This window comes from Paenibacillus tianjinensis (genome assembly GCF_017086365.1).
GTDB classification, from domain to species: domain Bacteria; phylum Bacillota; class Bacilli; order Paenibacillales; family Paenibacillaceae; genus Paenibacillus_AQ; species Paenibacillus_AQ tianjinensis.
Genome location: NZ_CP070969.1, coordinates 3,832,833 through 3,848,320 on the forward strand (window position 1 = coordinate 3,832,833; position 15,488 = coordinate 3,848,320).

The following is a 15,488-nucleotide window of genomic DNA, read 5'->3' on the forward strand; positions in this document are numbered from 1 at the left end:
CACCTTTAGCGAGTGTCTCCCGTTAATTCAAAATCAGCATCAAACTTAAACACATAAGCGGCAATGAGCCAGACAATCCAGCAGTTCACGCCAAAAAAGAGATATCCGTAATAGCCCAGAATCGGCATCTCCGAGAAAATATGAATTTTATCCAGATACGGTACAGAATATTTCCAGTAATTCGGGTTGGTGGGCAAGGAGTCATGGAACCACTCACTGCCAAAGTTCCAGAACTCCCAGAAAAATCCGTTACACAAGGTGGCCAGTGCGACCAGGATAATCCTGGACCAGTCACCGTTTCTGATCGGCGTAAAAGGAGTCCAGTAACCGCAAAGCGCCATCGCAGCCGAGAGCATAGGCACTAGTGCCACCCATAACACCCAGAACAGCAGATAAGGATAATAACCCATACCGAAAGCCAGAAACATTCCAATGATAAAGTAAATGATCAGCAGTGTTCTGCTGACGTTTATTTTTGGACCATTCCTGTACCGCTCTCTAATCGATTTGAAAGTCTTCAGCAGCAGATACCACTCAACGATCGCCGGAAGAACAGTAGTATAAGATAAGGAAAACCAGAACACATTCCCAAAGTTAGAGAAGACATTTTCATTCGGATAGTACCAGTTCTCCATCACGAAAAAGTTAAGATACTCAAAGGCAAACCAGCTGAAGCAGGACACAACAGCGAGCAGCTGCATTACATGTGGTTTACGGGAAATGATGGAGTTCCCGCCTGTCCGCTTGTAGACCAGTCCGTCCAATATCAGTATAAAGGACCACCATAGCGGGACAAAGGTATAATTCTCCAGCGGGACAAATAATCTGATCCGTGCCCACATCAAAAACCAGCTGACCGCAAGAACAGGCAGGCTCCACCAGAACCACACTGGAAAACCTGCTCTGGCCGGCTGCGGCTGAGGCTCATGTGGAAGCTTCCTAAAACCGAATATACGCGGAATAACGAGCACCAGCGTAATGAACACGGCCACTATACAAGCGAGTGAAAAATAAAGCAGGCTGAATCCGGGATCCGCTTCAACCTTTTGGGCAGGGAAAACCCCATAACCGGGTGGAAGGCCTCCCCATTTAGTCAAACTGCCGAATAAAGGCAGCAGGAAAATCAAAACAAACGTTACGATTAAGAATACTGGCTTATGTCCTTTTTTCATGAAATCCCCTTTGATAAGTAAATTAAAAGTCGAATTTTGTTGATTCCGCTATCTATTCGATACGGCTCCAGAATATTCCTGCTTATATTTTCCGGTGTTTCTGCAAAAAAGTCTCCGCTTAGGCAAATGAAATAAGCAAAATGTCCCAGAAGCCAAAATGACGGCTACCGGGACACATAAAACTTCGAAGCAGAGTGATCCTGATGAGGAAGATTATGCAGATTTCAAAAACTGTTCCAGCACAGCCACAATCATCTCATGGTCCTCTTCACCGGATAATCCGGAGACGGAGATCGTTCCGACCGGCCCGACATTCCGGATCAGCACCGGAAAGCATCCGCCCTCTGCGGCGTATTCCATCGGATCAACGAACGCGTTATCCTGAATGGTGGTGTTCCATGATTTGTAGAGCACATTCATATAATAAGAGCAGTGTCCGAAATGATTGACGACGTTGATCTTGCGGGCGATCCAGCGGTCATTGTTCAGTCCTGTTTCATCCATTTTGGCATGGAACAGCACTTGCCCGTTTTTACGGATATCCACTACTATCAGTTTCCCCAATTTGTGGGCTCTTTCCAGAATGGCATTGCCCAGCTCTATGGCCGTCTGGTTTGTAAATCTTGTGAACTGGTAATCCTGCTCCTGCCGGAGAATCTGTTCCAATAACGAGCTGTAATCTTCCAAATTGCAGCACTCCCTTTGGTTATTTTAAGATTCATAACAAATGAATCTCCTGATACTCAAGCTTGATTAACGTCAGCCCCAGAAAAGCGGCGTATGCTTCTGCAGCGGAGACGAGCTGTGCCCGGCTGTAGTCTTGCAAGGGTTCAAATGGAATAAGCAGCAGCTCGGCTCCCTTCTTCTTAATAGTCCGTTTCCAGGTACCGATAACTTGTCCTTCTGACACAATTACCGGCAAAAACATTCCGTTGTTGCCCGGAACGATCCGCGGTGCAAGCTCCGGCTCAAGCACAGCGCTCCGGTCCTTATAGCCAAGGATATATTCATCGAAGCCGGGAAGCAGATGAACCCCGGCAGGATGTCTCCCGGCAGCAGAAGGTATGTCCGGCAACCAGTATTCGCTGCCTCCGATTACCTCGGATGCCAGCCCAGCCCTTACCGCCTCCAGCCCGGCTCTGGCCTCCGTAACCGAGAGTCCGGCCCACCAGGCAAAATCATGTACAGTGGCAGGTCCCCGGGAGGTGAAGTAGCGAAGTGCCAGCTCAGCCAGTGATTCCTCATAGGACAATTCCCGGGACAGCGGCACCCATTCGTCCAGCAGTACAAAGGTCTGCTGCTTGCCCGCTATTGGGCCAAAACAGATTAGTCCGTTAAACGCGCTATGCCACAGGATATGATAACCCCGCTGGCCTGCGGTGCTAATACCCTGAGCCTCAAGCAGGCTTAGCAGTTCAAGCCTGGTGAGGCATTTACCGCCCTTTAATGCATGATAGATTATTTTCCTGCAGCGGCCTAGTATTTTGTCATCCAGTTCCAGCTGCGCCAGCCGGCGTCCAGCCTGTCTGAGCAGCCGCGGTGCGCTCAGCTGTATCATCCATTTCACGTCTTCCGGCGGTGAAAAATGCAGGGTTCCCCGCAGGCTCCAGGTCAGCAGAAGATGCCTGCCGGCAATCGCCTGCTCCACACCCGCCAGCCCTGCGGCAGGCGTACGAAGCCCGATGGCCCAAGCGGCCTGCATATAATCCTGCGCCTGCAACGCACCCAGCGCGCGGACAACCTGCCCAGGCTCCAAATTTGCAGAGCTGATAATATGCTGGTTCAACAGCCGGAGTCCGGCAATCTCCCTATTCATTTCGGCTCACTCCTCTGCTGATCCCTATACACTGCAATCGTTACGCCAGCTATGATCTTTGGTACTTTCCTCCAGTATATTGAACAAGTCTGCTGATTGTCTATCAGGAATCCCCATAGTATGATTTACAATATCTTACTTTAAGCGAGGTGCTTCTCCTGCAGCAGTTTATGATCGGGCAATATGGAGGCTTTGATGATAAGAAATATCTTAAAGATTTCCAAAACGGATTTTATGGTATCGAAGCTTGTTTATTTGCCTCCCGGGAGGATGCTGAGCTGTTAATTGAAGCCGCCCGGAGCAGAGGCTTTCAGATTGGCGTTCATTTTCCGTTTCGGGCCAATGCTGCAAGAGTGCGAGACCCGTTGGTTCTCGCCGGTGATGATACGGTGCGCAATGACGCTTTTCAGCATATTCTGGAGGAGCTTGAATATCTTACCGCAATTCAGCCGGAGTACGTGCTGTTCCATTATCCGAAGCCAGTAATTCTGGATGAGCGGGTGAACTGGGCGGGTTGGCGGTTCGGAGACCGCCGGGAATTCATTCATGAACATGAAATTACAGTTGAGGAGTTGACCATACGCACGGCCCAGCTGTTCGAATGGCTTGACAGGCAGAGCCGCAAATATCAATTCATGCCTGTCCTGGAATTCGACGCGATTAGCAGATTGATCTATGAGCATGATTTTTTGGAGCAGCTGTTGAATCAGTACCCTCGGATCAGACTATGCCTGGATACTGCCAGACTGTTTCTGCAGGACAAGCTCGATCCCTTTTTTGACGCCAATAAAATACTAAGCACCTTCACGAAATATGCCACATTAATTCACTTATCCAACGTACAGATTACGGACACTGTACAGAACAGCCATTATCCGGTGCTGCCTGAATTAAGTGTTAACCATGGCTGGGCGCCAATCGAAGAGTACTTGAGGATCATCCGTGCAGAGAACCGTAATGTCAAAATTATGTTTGAGCACCGCTCGGATCTGATCACCCCGGAACAGCTGCAGCGCTGTTATACATGGGTTGATGGGATTCTGAATGCCCCTGATTAACCAATATGAACTAAGGAAAGAATATTTATCTTTGGACAAGGCCATGATACAATATGGAAATCAAGTGCCTTCCTTAATTTAGCATATTAGGAGTGAAGCGTGTGTCAGTTGATGTTTATATGAATTTCAATGGGAACTGCCGCGAAGCTGTTGAGTTTTATGCAAAGGTATTTGAAACTGGAGCCCCCGAGATCATGACCTTTGGCGAAGCGCCGCCGAATCCTGAGTATCCGCTGCCGGAGGAAGCCAAATCTTTGGTAATGCATTCCAGATTGAATATTGACGGCAGCAATGTGATGTTCTCTGATGTTTTTCCAGGGATGCCTTTTACCGTAGGCAACAATATCAGTCTTACTCTAGTCACCCGTGATGAAGCGAAGGTTAAAACCTGGTTTGATCAGCTGAAAGAAGGCGGTTCGGTTACCATGGAGCTGCAGGAGACCTTCTGGAGCAAAAGCTACGGCAGCTTGAAAGACAAATTCGGTATTGATTGGCAGATCAGCCTGGATAACGGAGAAGCCGGAATGTAAGCACCTTAGCCTGAAAACATATTTTCAAATACAGAGGATATAGCAATCTTGGCAGGGATATGATCACTGTCCAATGAATCTATATCCTTTTTTGTGTATGGTAGTATAGATTATATAATGCGCTTTCAGTGCGAATTGTGGTTTAATAAGTGTACACTGCTAACCAATTCCACTGTAAAGGAGACTAGTCATGGAAATATCAGCTTTCCTGCTGCCTAAAGACCAGGTCGCGTTCATCACTTCCTCGATCTCTATGCTTGAGGCGATGCAGCAATTGGAACAGCATTATTACTCCGCCATTCCAATTATTGATGATAACAATAAATACGTTGGAACCTTGGCTGAGGGAGACCTGCTATGGAAACTCAAGAATACAGAGGGGCTCAGCTTTGAGAATATGGGTGAGGTCAAAGTAAGTGACATTCAGCGCCATGTGCATAATGAGAGTGTAGAAATCAACGCCCAAATGGAGGATATGCTGACGCTAGCCGCGGACCAGAATTTCGTTCCGGTCGTTGATAGCACGGGTGTCTTTCTGGGAATTATCCGCCGCAAAGATATTATTGAATATTACACACGGAATATAACGGACTAACCGCCACGATAGGAATAAGGCCCTCCCTGCAGCCAGCAGAAGGAGGGCCTTATTTGTAATTCAGAAACAATGCTGTCCTGTTACAGCTCCGTCAGGATAATCGTTCCCTGAGGTGTAATGGCCAGAGTGTGCTCATACTGAGCGGAGAGACCGCCGTCAATAGTCCGGGCTGTCCACCCGTCTGCATCCACCTTTGTCCGGTAGCTACCGGTATTCAGCATCGGCTCGATGGTGAACACCATGCCTTCTTTCAGCCGCGGACCTTTGCCTGCCGGTCCATAATGCGGCACCTCAGGCCCTTCATGCATCTCCGAACCGATGCCATGGCCGATAAAGTCCCGTACCACGGAGAAACCGTTCGACTCGGCATACACCTGAATCGCATGAGCAACATCACCGATCCGGTTACCGGCAACTGCCTGCTCAATTCCCTTGAATAAGGACTCCTTGGTCGTATCCAGCAATTTACTGGCCTGCTCGCTGATCGTCCCGACCGCATAGGACCAGGCGGAATCCGCCAGCCAGCCGTTCAGGTTGACGACCATATCGATCGTTACAATATCTCCGTCTTTCAGCGGCTCTTTTTTGGGGAAGCCATGGCAAATGACATCATTCACAGAAGCACAGGTGGCATAGGGATACCCGTGGTATCCTTTTTGCTCCGGCGTCGCCCCATGAGACAGGATGAATTTTTCAGCGAACTCGTCAATCTCCCACGTTGTGATTCCGGGCTGTATGATTCCGGCAATCTGCCGGTGGCATTCGGCAAGAATTTTACCGGCCGCGCGCATCTTTTCAATCTCTTCCATCGTTTTCATGATAATCATTTCATTCGCCTCTTCTGTACAGAACACATTACTCACAATAATGGCTCTTGAATATGTTTTTTTGGTGCTTCTCTATATTATGTAAGAAAACTGCCGGAAATCCAAATTCATTCTGTGTTTATGATCAATTTTCCCGGTTTTGCATAAAATATGACAGTGCAGGAATGTAAGGAGGGATTTCAGAACTTCATGAGTAGGAAGAAAAAACACCGTCCCAGAAACTCCGGAATAACCGTTCGGCTGCATCCGAAAACCCGAATACTTCTTGCTAAAACGGTAGTACGAACGCTCCGAAAGATGAATACCCCGCAGCCTGAAGCCCGCAGCAGCGAACTTCCGCAGATTTCAGGATTCGTTGATCATAAACAAATACGGATTCTGATGGTATCCTCCCTGACCGGAGAATCCATGTGGCAGGTGGAACAAATGATTGCCGAGCAGTTCCGGCTGCTGGCGAAAGAACTGGTTTCCATCAAAGCTTTTCAGAGCTTCTCTTCAGCGCTTCTCCAGCTTAACCCGGATCTGCTGCTGGTTGTAGGGAATGAAGAGTCATTCTCCGGTACAGATCTGGAGATCATCCGCAAGGCTTCCTTGAAAAAAGCAATCTGGCTCTCCGATGGAACGGTTACCAGTGAATCTACCGCCCGGCTGGCTGCATTATTCGATTATGTCTTTACCCAAAATACCCTTCATATTACCTTTTATCAGCATTCCGGGTGCACGGAGGTCCGCTACCTCCCTTTTCCCGCCGACCGCAGCCTGTACTCTCCGAGATCCGTGAATGCAGAGCACAGATCTTATCTGCTTCTGCTTGGCGACGCCAGTGCAGCCGGTAAAGAATACGCGGAGAAGATAAAGCACCTGTTCACTATAAAAAAAGTAGCTGCAGCCGGTATAGGCTGGGAGGAGTATCCAGGGCTAAAGGTGCTGGCACCTGACGCTGAGCTGGAGGAGTACTATAACGGTGCGGAACTCGTCATCCATTGGGGCGGCCAGACCGCTAAGGTCTTTGATATCGCTGCCTGCGGGGTTTTTCAGCTGGCTGAAGGCCATCCGAATATTTATGAATATATGAACCCAGGTGAGGATATTGTCATCTTTCATACTCCCGACGAGCTGCTGGAGAAGCTGCACTTTTATTCCAGTCATGCAGATGCCAAAAGAGCGATCGCCAGCCGTGCCTTATGGAAGAGCACGTATGATTACTCTTTTCTGCAAATGGCTAACAAGCTGCTTCATACCGTCTTTAACTATTCATAATGCATTCCTGGGCAAGATTAGCTGGCCTGGAACTTCGCCGTGCAGGAGGTATGTAAGTTGAAGCTCATCGCTTTTTTATTGCCGCAATTTCACCGTATTCCCGAGAATGACCAGTGGTGGGGTGAAGGCTTCACGGAATGGACGAATACCAAAAAGGCGGTCCCTCTTTATCCCGGCCATTTGCAGCCCAAGGAACCGTTTGAGCAGTATTACTATGATTTGACGGATAGGGCTGCGAGGAACTGGCAGGCAGAGGTAGCGAAAGCCTATGGCATTTACGGGTTCTGCTATTATCACTACTGGTTCAAGGGTAAGCCACTGCTCGAACGTCCATTTAATCAAGTCTTAACCTCGGGTGAGCCGCAGTTTCCGTTCTGCCTCTCCTGGGCCAATGAATCCTGGACGCGTAAATGGGATGGCGGAGACAACGAAGTGCTGATCAGACAGGAGTACGGCGACACAAAGGACTGGGAAATTCATTTTTTACGAGCTATTGAACGCATTCCGTGATGAGCGGTATATCAGGATTGATAACAAGCCTGTGTTTATCATCTATAGACCGGGGAAAATTCCCCGGTGTGAAGAGATGCTTGCCCTGTGGAACCGGCTGGCTGCCCAGAATGGCCTGGATGGTATTTTTTTTGTCAGAACATTGGGCGGATTTGAAATTCCCAGCCAAAACGGGTTTGATGCCAGCGTCGAGTTTGAACCTCATTATACCTTTGCCCACGGTGACACACAGCATCTCTGGCATTACATGGATCTCGGCGGTCCTAAGCATCTCGTATTTGATTATGATCAGGCGTGGCTGTCAATCCTGAACCGCTCCCACCACAGAAACGGTGAAAAAATATTCCCAGGAGCCTACGTCAACTGGGATAATACACCTCGGCTGGGTGAACGGGGACAGAGCGCCATCGGAGCCTCTCCGCGCAAGTTCGGCTGGTACCTCACCAAGCAGATTGGGCGGGCGAAATCTCTCTATCAAAGCGAATTTCTATTTATCAACGCCTGGAACGAATGGGCAGAGGGCGCCTTTCTTGAACCAGACCGCCGGTTTCAGTTCCGCTATCTGGAGGAGGTCAAGAAGGCACTGGAACAGGCAGGAGCTTTCCCTGCCGTGGATTCTAAAATGTAGTCTTCTTTCCTCACCTGTCTATTAATTTAAGCCAGCTGGATGGCGAGACTGGGTGTACCGCTGCTTACATCAATGAACAGCACATAATCAAGTCCATCCGTGCCTTTTAACATAAGCCCCGGCTGGGACACAACGCCTGCAGCATAGAATCTTACCTGCTGAAGGCTTGCGCCTCCGCCCGGCAGAACCGGCTGATTGCTGGACCCTACACGGAAGGTGGACCAGAGGCTGCCTCCGGCGTCTACATCCGCCCCTGTTGCAAGACTATTAACGATAGTCTGATTGCCGTTAACCTGTAAATCGCCCTGTATCGTTTCACTGCCGTTTACGTTTAGGTGCTGCTGCACCGTCTCGTTTCCGTTAACTTGAAGGTCCTGCTGTATGGTTTGGCTGCCAGTAACCAGTACATTGTCAAAGGTAGGCAAGGCTATCATCCCTTTCAATTGTGTTGCTATATTATATGTATTTTCTGGAAGATGGCTATAGTACAACCATCCAGATTTACAGTCATGAGATAGGAAAAGACCATTACAAAGAACCCGTCCTCCTCGCGGAAGAACGGGTTCTTTGTGTGGGTATGATTAATCGTGGAAATTCAAGCCTGAGGTAACGGCTTCTACGTATCCGCTGCGGATCACAAAATCACCAAAATGCTCCCCGGTTCTGCGTTCCTTGGCATATCGTTGAATGATCGGCTCCAGCGTTTCCAGTATTTCCTGTTCACCGATATTCTCCTTATACAGTTTATTCAGCCGGTCGCCGGCAAAGCCGGCACCCAGATACATATTGTATTTGCCCGGAGCTTTGCCGATGAAGGAGATTTCACCGAGGGCCGGTCGTGCACAGCCATTCGGGCAGCCGGTCATCCGGATGACAATTTCCTCATCTCGCAGGCCTGCCTTGTCGATGATCAGCTCCAGCTTATCCAGCAGGACTGGAAGATACCGCTCCGCCTCTGCCATCGCGAGTCCGCAGGTCGGCAGGGCCACACAGGACATGGCACTGCGCCGCAGAGCAGAATGATGCGCCCCGTCCGTCAGGCCATATTGCTGCGCGAGCTCGGCAATCCTGCGTTTCTTGGCGCTGCTCACGCCACCGATGATCAGGTTCTGGTTCGGCGTAAGCCGGAAATCTCCGGTGTGAATCTTCGCAATCTCACGGAGCCCGGTCATCAGCGGATAACCTTCCTGATCCTGAATCCGGCCGCTCTGGATATAGAGCGTCAGGTTCCATTTGCCGTCGTATCCTTTTACCCAGCCGTAACGGTCACCGTTATGATCGAAATGATACTCACGTGCTGCTTCAAGCTCCCAGCCCAGCCGGTGATGCAGTTCGCCTCTGAACCAGTCCAGCCCGTGACGGTCAATTGTATATTTGAAACGGGCATTCTTGCGGACCGAGCGGTTGCCGTAATCTCTCTGGATGGTCACGGTCTTCTCGGCCACATCAATCATCTGTTCCGGCCGGACAAATCCGATTACCCGTCCAAGCTGCGGATAAGTGTTCGTATCACCATGTGTCATGCCCATGCCTCCGCCTACGGAGACGTTGAAGCCAGCCAGCTTGCCGTCTTCCAGAATAGCGATGAAGCCCAGGTCCTGGGAAAATACATCAACATCGTTAGAAGGCGGCACCGCCAGACCAATCTTGAACTTGCGGGGCAGGTAGACCGGTCCATAGATCGGCTCGACCTCGACGTCCGCCTTGCTGTCCACAACCTTCTCTCCATCCAGCCAGATTTCGTGGTAAGCCGGCGTCCGCGGGGCCAGGTGATCACTAATTTTGCGGGCCCACTCATAAACCTCCGCATGAACCTCCGACTGATACGGATTAGGGGAGCTCATTACGTTACGGTTGACATCCCCGCAAGCTGCGAGTGTAGTCATGAGTGTATCGTTAATGGTCTTGATCGTTTTTTTCAGGTTCCATTTCAGTACACCATGCATCTGAAAAGCCTGTCTTGTCGTCAGACGAAGCGTGCCGTTTCCGTATTTATGAGCCAGCTCATCCATCACCAGCCATTGTGCAGCCGTTGCCACTCCTCCAGGAGCTACAACCCGCAGCATAAACTGATAGGCCGGCTCCAGCTTGGAACGTTCGCGTTCGCTGCGCAGGTCCCGGTCATCCTGCATGTAGCTGCCATGGAATTTCAGCAGACGGTTGTCGTCCTCCGGCAGACCGCCTGTGATCGGATTGCGCAGAGTCGCTTCCAGCGCACCGCGCAGGTAGTTGCTCTCCAGCTTGATATGTTCAACATCACTTGGCGGCCCGCCGATCGGCTTTACCGCTGATTCATTATTTGCCACGATTGATCGTCTCCTTCCGCTTCCATCCGCTGCCCTTAATATACATCGCGCTGATAGCGCTGTTCTTGTTGCATGTTATCCAGATATGCTGCAGCGTCACTAGGGCTCAATCCGCCTTCTTCTTGAATAACGGTAACCAGTGCCGCGTGGACATCATGGGCCATATGCTTCTCATCGCCACACACATATACATGTGCGCCTTCCTTCAGCCAGGCATACAGCTCCTTGCTGTGCTCAAGGATACGGTGCTGCACATATACCTTCTCTTCCGTATCGCGGGAGAACGCCACATCCAGCTTGCTCAGCACGCCGTCCTTCAGCATCCGCTGCCAATCCGTCTGGTAGAGGAAGTCGGTCACGAAATGGCGGTCGCCATAGAACAGCCAAGTTTTGCCGCCTGCGCCCTGCTCTTCCCGTTCCTCCAGGAATGAGCGGAAAGGTGCAACCCCTGTACCCGGCCCAATCATAATCACCGGAACATCGGGATTTGCCGGAAGCTTGAAATTCGGATTACTCTGAATGTACACCGGCAGTGTATCGCCAGGCTGTACCCGTTCTGCGCAGTGCACCGAGCAGACGCCGTAACGTTCACGTCCATGGGATTCATAACGTACGGCCCGGACCGCAAAATGAACTTCATCGGGATTTGCGTTAAAGCTGCTGGCAATTGAATACAATCTTGCAGGCAGCTTGCGCAAAATGGTTACAAAGCTGCGGGCGGGAACCTCCCAGGGTGCAAAATCAACAATCAGATCAAGCAGGTCGCGGCCATGGATATAAGCCTTCAGTTCTGCCGCAGCCTCCGGAAGAAGTAAAGCATGTAGTCCTGCAGCAGTGGTCAGCTTTGCCGCCTGTTCCAGCAGCGGTTTCGTCAGTACGGTGATTTCGTAGTGGCGCAGCAGCGCTTCACGCAGCGTCCCCTCTTCACCTTTCTTATTTAACGGAACGGATTCGTCGGGATTCCACCCCATGGCGGCTATAATATCTGCCACCAGCTGCGGGTGGTTCTCAGGGTAGACCCCAAGAGAATCGCCTGGTTCAAAGCTCAGATTGGAGCCGGCAAGCGACAGCTCGAGATGCCTTGTCTCGCGGTCGGAGCCGCGTCCGTTCAGATTCAGATTCTCCAGCACTTCTGCGTGGAAGGGATGATTGCGGGAGTAGGGTGAAGCTGGAGCATCTGCTGTCTCAACTGCCTCGACGGCTGCATCTGCGATCGCAGCCACATTCTGCGGGCCGTTCAACGCGCTGATGACCTGCTCGAACCACTCAGCAACCGGCTCATCATAATCCAGATCGCAATCGACGCGCGGACTAAGCCGCTGGCCGCCCAGCTCTTCCAGCCGCTGATCGAAGTCTTTACCGGTCTGGCAGAAGAATTCATAGGAGGTATCGCCCAGAGCAAGTACCGAATATCGCAGCGATTCCAGCTGAGGCGCTCTTTTGCTGTAGAGGAATTCATGGAAGGCGCGGGCATTGTCAGGCGGTTCACCTTCCCCATGGGTGCTCGCCAGGATTAGCAGATTCTCGATCTTTTTAAGTGTATTTGTTTTGAAGGCGTTCATCGCCGCCACGGTCACCTGGAAGCCTTGCTCCTCGAGCTTGCGGGACAGGCTGGACGCCAGCCGCTGGCAGTTTCCGGTCTGGGAGCCGAACAGAATGGTCACCTGACGGGATGATTGCGGTGCTGCAGGAGCTGCTGCATTCGAGGCTGCCGCAAGCACCGGCTGCTCACCGGTTGCCGGAACCGGGTTCGTAGTTCCCCGCAGGGACATTGCGGATAAATATCCGCCAAGCCAAATCTGCTGCGATTCCGTAAGTGTAGGCAGCAGCCGGTTCAGAAGTTCAACCTGGCTCTCGCTAAACGGGCTATTCGTAACTTGTAGTTGCACCAATATCGACCTCTCCTTAGCAAAAAATCTTCTACTCTATTAACATCATGAACTCAGGCTAACATAATTATAAGAAACCTTCAACGAGTCGCTCGTTCACTAAATTATGGGATTCTAGGTACATTATTCAATAAAACGCAAAAAAGCCGCTTAAATCATAGTAAATAACTCCGATTTAAGCAGCTTCATTACATTTAATGATAACTTGCATTAGATAAAATGATATAAAAATTTGGTTGCTGAACCCTTTTTCAGGGGCATTCGCCTTGATGGGGTTCAGTTTTGCTTGATTTGTTTTCTTTTGATCCTGCTGCTCTTCACTTGCCCGAGAATCAGATGAATGACAATCAGGATCCCCCCGGCATTAATCGCCAGATCGGCCAAATTGAGAATGCCCCCGCCCTTCCCGAATACGAGAAAGTCCGTAACCTGATGAAACAATACACGGTCAATCCCGTTGCCGACAGCCCCGCCTACCAGAAAACCACTGGCTGCTTCCAGGAGCGGACCCCGCAGCTCTCCTTTATGCCGGTAATAGAAGACCGCTGCGACAAATCCAGCGGCGACGATGGCAAAATATTGCCCGTACCCCTGAAAAGAGCTGAAGGCTGCCCCGCTGTTCTCATAATACGAAAATACCAGATGCCCTTCCCAGAAAGGAACAATCTCCCCAAGCTGCATATTCGACCGCACAATCCACTTGGCAGCCTGGTCCGCCGCAACGACCAATACGGATATCAGATAAAATAGCAAAACCAGCGCCTCCCTGTATTCAGTGCATTTCATCCTGCTCAATACTACTGCTCCCCCCAGCTTATCACAGACCGGCCCCCGTTAGCATCATCGTCCTATTTCAGTGCTTCTGTACTGTCGCAGGACAGGCAATATGTTACATCCAAAAGCTAACTGGTTAAACATTCTTAGATTACAAAGACCGACTGGAGGGGCTGCCGCATGGAATACGGACAAATAACAATCAAATTGATTGCAGGTTTTATCGGGTTGTGGGCGATGACACGTCTGCTCGGCAAAAAGGAAATTTCCGCCCTGACGCCCTTTGACTTCATTTCGGCTGTCATTCTGGGTGATCTTGTTGGGGATACTATATACGAAAAAGAGCACTCCATACCGATGCTGATCTTTACGCTGGCTATCTGGACTTTTTTGTCCTTTGCCTTTGAAAAAATCACCCTCCATTTTCCTGAGCTACGCAAACCGCTGGAGGGCGAGCCTGAAATCCTGATCCGTGACGGAAAGATCGATCTGGTTAAGCTTCGTAAAAACAATCTGGATTTCGAACAGCTGCGGATGATGCTGCGGGCCAAGGATACCTTCTCTGTCAGCGAGGTCGCTTACGCGATTTATGAGACGAACGGCTCACTCAGCATTCTCAAAAAAGCGCAGCATGAACCGGCGACCCGTGAGGATCTGCTTGTGCCGGTTCCAGAGTCCACCCTGCCGCTAAGCATTATCGAAGACGGCATTGTACAGCGCCAGACCCTCAGCAACCTGGGGCAGGATGATGCCTGGCTGGCCGGTGAGTTGCGCAAGCAGGGTTATAACGGACCGCAGTCTGTAGCCTACGCCGAAATCACTGAAGAAGGTGAACTGGCCGTAATCTCTTCCGTCTCGCACTAAAATCCAGCTTTTATGGCACAAAAACAGAGCAGCGCCTCCCGTGAAAGGAGAGCGCTGCTCTGCTGTTTGTAAAGCCTTATTACTTCATAGCTTCACAAGCTATTTACCAGGCATAAGCTTCAGGAGCCGGACGGCCCGGTCCCGGGAAAATCTCGCTGAGCTTCTTCAGCGTCTCTTCGTCCAGAACAATCTCCGTTACCCGCAGCGAATCCTCGAACTGCTGCATCGTTCTCGGCCCGATAATCGGGGCCGTAACCGCCGGATTGGCCAGTACCCAGGCCAAAGCCACCTGATCCTCATGCTCGCCCAGTTCCTTGCACAGGGCAGAGAACTGCTCCAGCTGGCCGCGGTGCTGCTCCAGCTTAGCCGAGCGGGCGCTGCGCACGCCGGTCTTGGACAGCGCGTTGCGGCCCAGCAGCCCACCGGCAAGCGGACTCCATGGAATTACGCCGAGGCCCAGCTCCTGCGAAGCAGGCAGTACCTCAAGCTCCGGCGTCCGTTCAAGCAGGTTGTACAAATGCTGCTCGGAGACCAGGCCCAGGAAATGGCGGGCTTTCGCCTGTGCCTGGGCGGCAGCAATATGCCAGCCGGCAAAGTTGCTGGAACCGATATAACCCGCTTTGCCCTGGGCCACAGCAAGCTCAAAAGCGCCCCACAGCTCATCCCAGGATACATTGCGGTCGACATGGTGCATTTGATAGAGCTCAACATGATCGGTCTGCAGGCGCTTCAGCGAGCCCTCAAGATGACGTCTGATTTTGTAAGCGGATAAGCCGGAACCGGAATTTGGCCCGTCATGCTCTTCGAACATATCGCCGTATACTTTGGTCGCAAGCACCACCTTCTCGCGCCGTCCGCCGCCCTGCTTAAACCAGCGGCCGATTATTTCTTCCGTCCAGCCGCGGTGCTCCTGGCCTCCGTAGACATTGGCTGTATCAAAAAAGTTAATTCCCGCATCCAGCGCGGCATCCATAATCCGGAAAGCTTCCTTCTCTTCGGTTTCCGGGCCAAAATTCATCGTGCCGAGACAGAGCTGGCTGACCTTGAGGCCTGATTTACCCAAATAACTGTACTTCACACTTGTTTCCTCCCTTTAATCCCTGAATGGTTGTCCGCAATTCATTTTCACTATACCCCTTAGAGTCCAATATAAGGCAAGATTTTTTTCGGGCTCCCTACTGCCCGATATATGATAATCCAAAAAGAAAAGCCGCCTCAATCGGTGATCAAGATCACCTGAGGAACGGCTGTTCGTTCGT

The 15,488-nt window shown here is 50.9% G+C and carries 14 protein-coding genes and 1 pseudogene; 6 read left to right on the forward strand and 9 right to left on the reverse strand.

All coding sequences use genetic code 11. From position 1 onward, the window contains the following. Positions 1-5: 5 nt before the first annotated feature. The 3 genes from JRJ22_RS17425 to JRJ22_RS17435 form a co-directional block, all read right to left on the reverse strand. On the reverse strand, positions 6-1,172 hold the full coding sequence (locus JRJ22_RS17425) for a small-conductance mechanosensitive channel (RefSeq protein WP_206100724.1): 1,167 nt from the start codon (positions 1,170-1,172) through the stop codon (positions 6-8). A gap of 213 nt (positions 1,173-1,385) precedes the next feature. Beyond that, complete coding sequence (locus tag JRJ22_RS17430; RefSeq protein WP_206100725.1) at positions 1,386-1,859, reverse strand: heme-degrading domain-containing protein; 474 nt, start codon at positions 1,857-1,859, stop codon at positions 1,386-1,388. Between the two features lie 31 nt (positions 1,860-1,890). Beyond that, positions 1,891-2,988: a winged helix DNA-binding domain-containing protein gene (locus JRJ22_RS17435; RefSeq protein ID WP_206100726.1), complete on the reverse strand. Its 1,098-nt coding sequence runs from the start codon at positions 2,986-2,988 to the stop codon at positions 1,891-1,893. A 170-nt stretch (positions 2,989-3,158) separates the two neighbouring features. On the opposite strand from JRJ22_RS17435, the gene JRJ22_RS17440 reads away from it, so the two are divergent. The 3 genes from JRJ22_RS17440 (at position 3,159) to JRJ22_RS17450 (ending at position 5,171) form a co-directional block, all read left to right on the forward strand. After that, complete coding sequence (locus tag JRJ22_RS17440; RefSeq protein ID WP_232380875.1) at positions 3,159-4,046, forward strand: sugar phosphate isomerase/epimerase; 888 nt, start codon at positions 3,159-3,161, stop codon at positions 4,044-4,046. Positions 4,047-4,147: 101 nt separating this feature from the next. Then, positions 4,148-4,576, forward strand: coding sequence for a VOC family protein (locus JRJ22_RS17445; RefSeq protein WP_206100727.1), 429 nt, complete (start codon positions 4,148-4,150; stop codon positions 4,574-4,576). Between the two features lie 190 nt (positions 4,577-4,766). Further along, complete coding sequence (locus tag JRJ22_RS17450) at positions 4,767-5,171, forward strand: CBS domain-containing protein (RefSeq protein ID WP_054941239.1); 405 nt, start codon at positions 4,767-4,769, stop codon at positions 5,169-5,171. 80 nt (positions 5,172-5,251) lie between these two features. Here the strand turns inward: JRJ22_RS17450 and map are convergent, their stop codons facing one another. Next, positions 5,252-5,998 carry a type I methionyl aminopeptidase gene (map, locus tag JRJ22_RS17455; RefSeq protein ID WP_054941240.1) on the reverse strand — a complete coding sequence of 249 codons (747 nt, stop codon included), beginning with the start codon at positions 5,996-5,998 and terminating at the stop codon, positions 5,252-5,254. A gap of 189 nt (positions 5,999-6,187) precedes the next feature. On the opposite strand from map, the gene JRJ22_RS17460 reads away from it, so the two are divergent. Both JRJ22_RS17460 and JRJ22_RS17465 read left to right on the forward strand, forming a co-directional pair. After that, the gene (locus JRJ22_RS17460) at positions 6,188-7,258 is read left to right on the forward strand and encodes a glycosyltransferase family protein (protein WP_206100728.1); all 1,071 of its coding nucleotides are present in this window, start codon (positions 6,188-6,190) and stop codon (positions 7,256-7,258) included. A 57-nt stretch (positions 7,259-7,315) separates the two neighbouring features. Continuing rightward, positions 7,316-8,396 (forward strand): annotated as a pseudogene (locus JRJ22_RS17465) (glycosyltransferase WbsX family protein). Between the two features lie 26 nt (positions 8,397-8,422). Here the strand turns inward: JRJ22_RS17465 and JRJ22_RS17470 are convergent. From JRJ22_RS17470 to lspA, 4 genes are all read right to left on the reverse strand, one after another. Beyond that, a complete protein-coding gene (locus JRJ22_RS17470) occupies positions 8,423-8,830 on the reverse strand; it encodes a hypothetical protein (protein ID WP_232381200.1) in 408 nt (135 codons plus the stop codon). Positions 8,831-8,977: 147 nt separating this feature from the next. After that, on the reverse strand, positions 8,978-10,702 hold the full coding sequence (gene cysI, locus JRJ22_RS17475; protein WP_206100729.1) for an assimilatory sulfite reductase (NADPH) hemoprotein subunit: 1,725 nt from the start codon (positions 10,700-10,702) through the stop codon (positions 8,978-8,980). A gap of 35 nt (positions 10,703-10,737) precedes the next feature. Continuing rightward, positions 10,738-12,591 (reverse strand): assimilatory sulfite reductase (NADPH) flavoprotein subunit, encoded by a 1,854-nt coding sequence (locus tag JRJ22_RS17480; protein WP_206105188.1) that lies wholly within the window; start codon positions 12,589-12,591, stop codon positions 10,738-10,740. 276 nt (positions 12,592-12,867) lie between these two features. Next, positions 12,868-13,344 (reverse strand): signal peptidase II, encoded by a 477-nt coding sequence (gene lspA, locus JRJ22_RS17485; RefSeq protein WP_206100730.1) that lies wholly within the window; start codon positions 13,342-13,344, stop codon positions 12,868-12,870. A 201-nt stretch (positions 13,345-13,545) separates the two neighbouring features. On the opposite strand from lspA, the gene JRJ22_RS17490 reads away from it, so the two are divergent. Next, complete coding sequence (locus JRJ22_RS17490) at positions 13,546-14,229, forward strand: DUF421 domain-containing protein (RefSeq protein ID WP_206100731.1); 684 nt, start codon at positions 13,546-13,548, stop codon at positions 14,227-14,229. Positions 14,230-14,332: 103 nt separating this feature from the next. Here JRJ22_RS17490 and JRJ22_RS17495 read toward each other — a convergent pair whose 3' ends face one another. Beyond that, positions 14,333-15,307 (reverse strand): aldo/keto reductase, encoded by a 975-nt coding sequence (locus tag JRJ22_RS17495; RefSeq protein ID WP_206100732.1) that lies wholly within the window; start codon positions 15,305-15,307, stop codon positions 14,333-14,335. Positions 15,308-15,488: the final 181 nt, after the last annotated feature.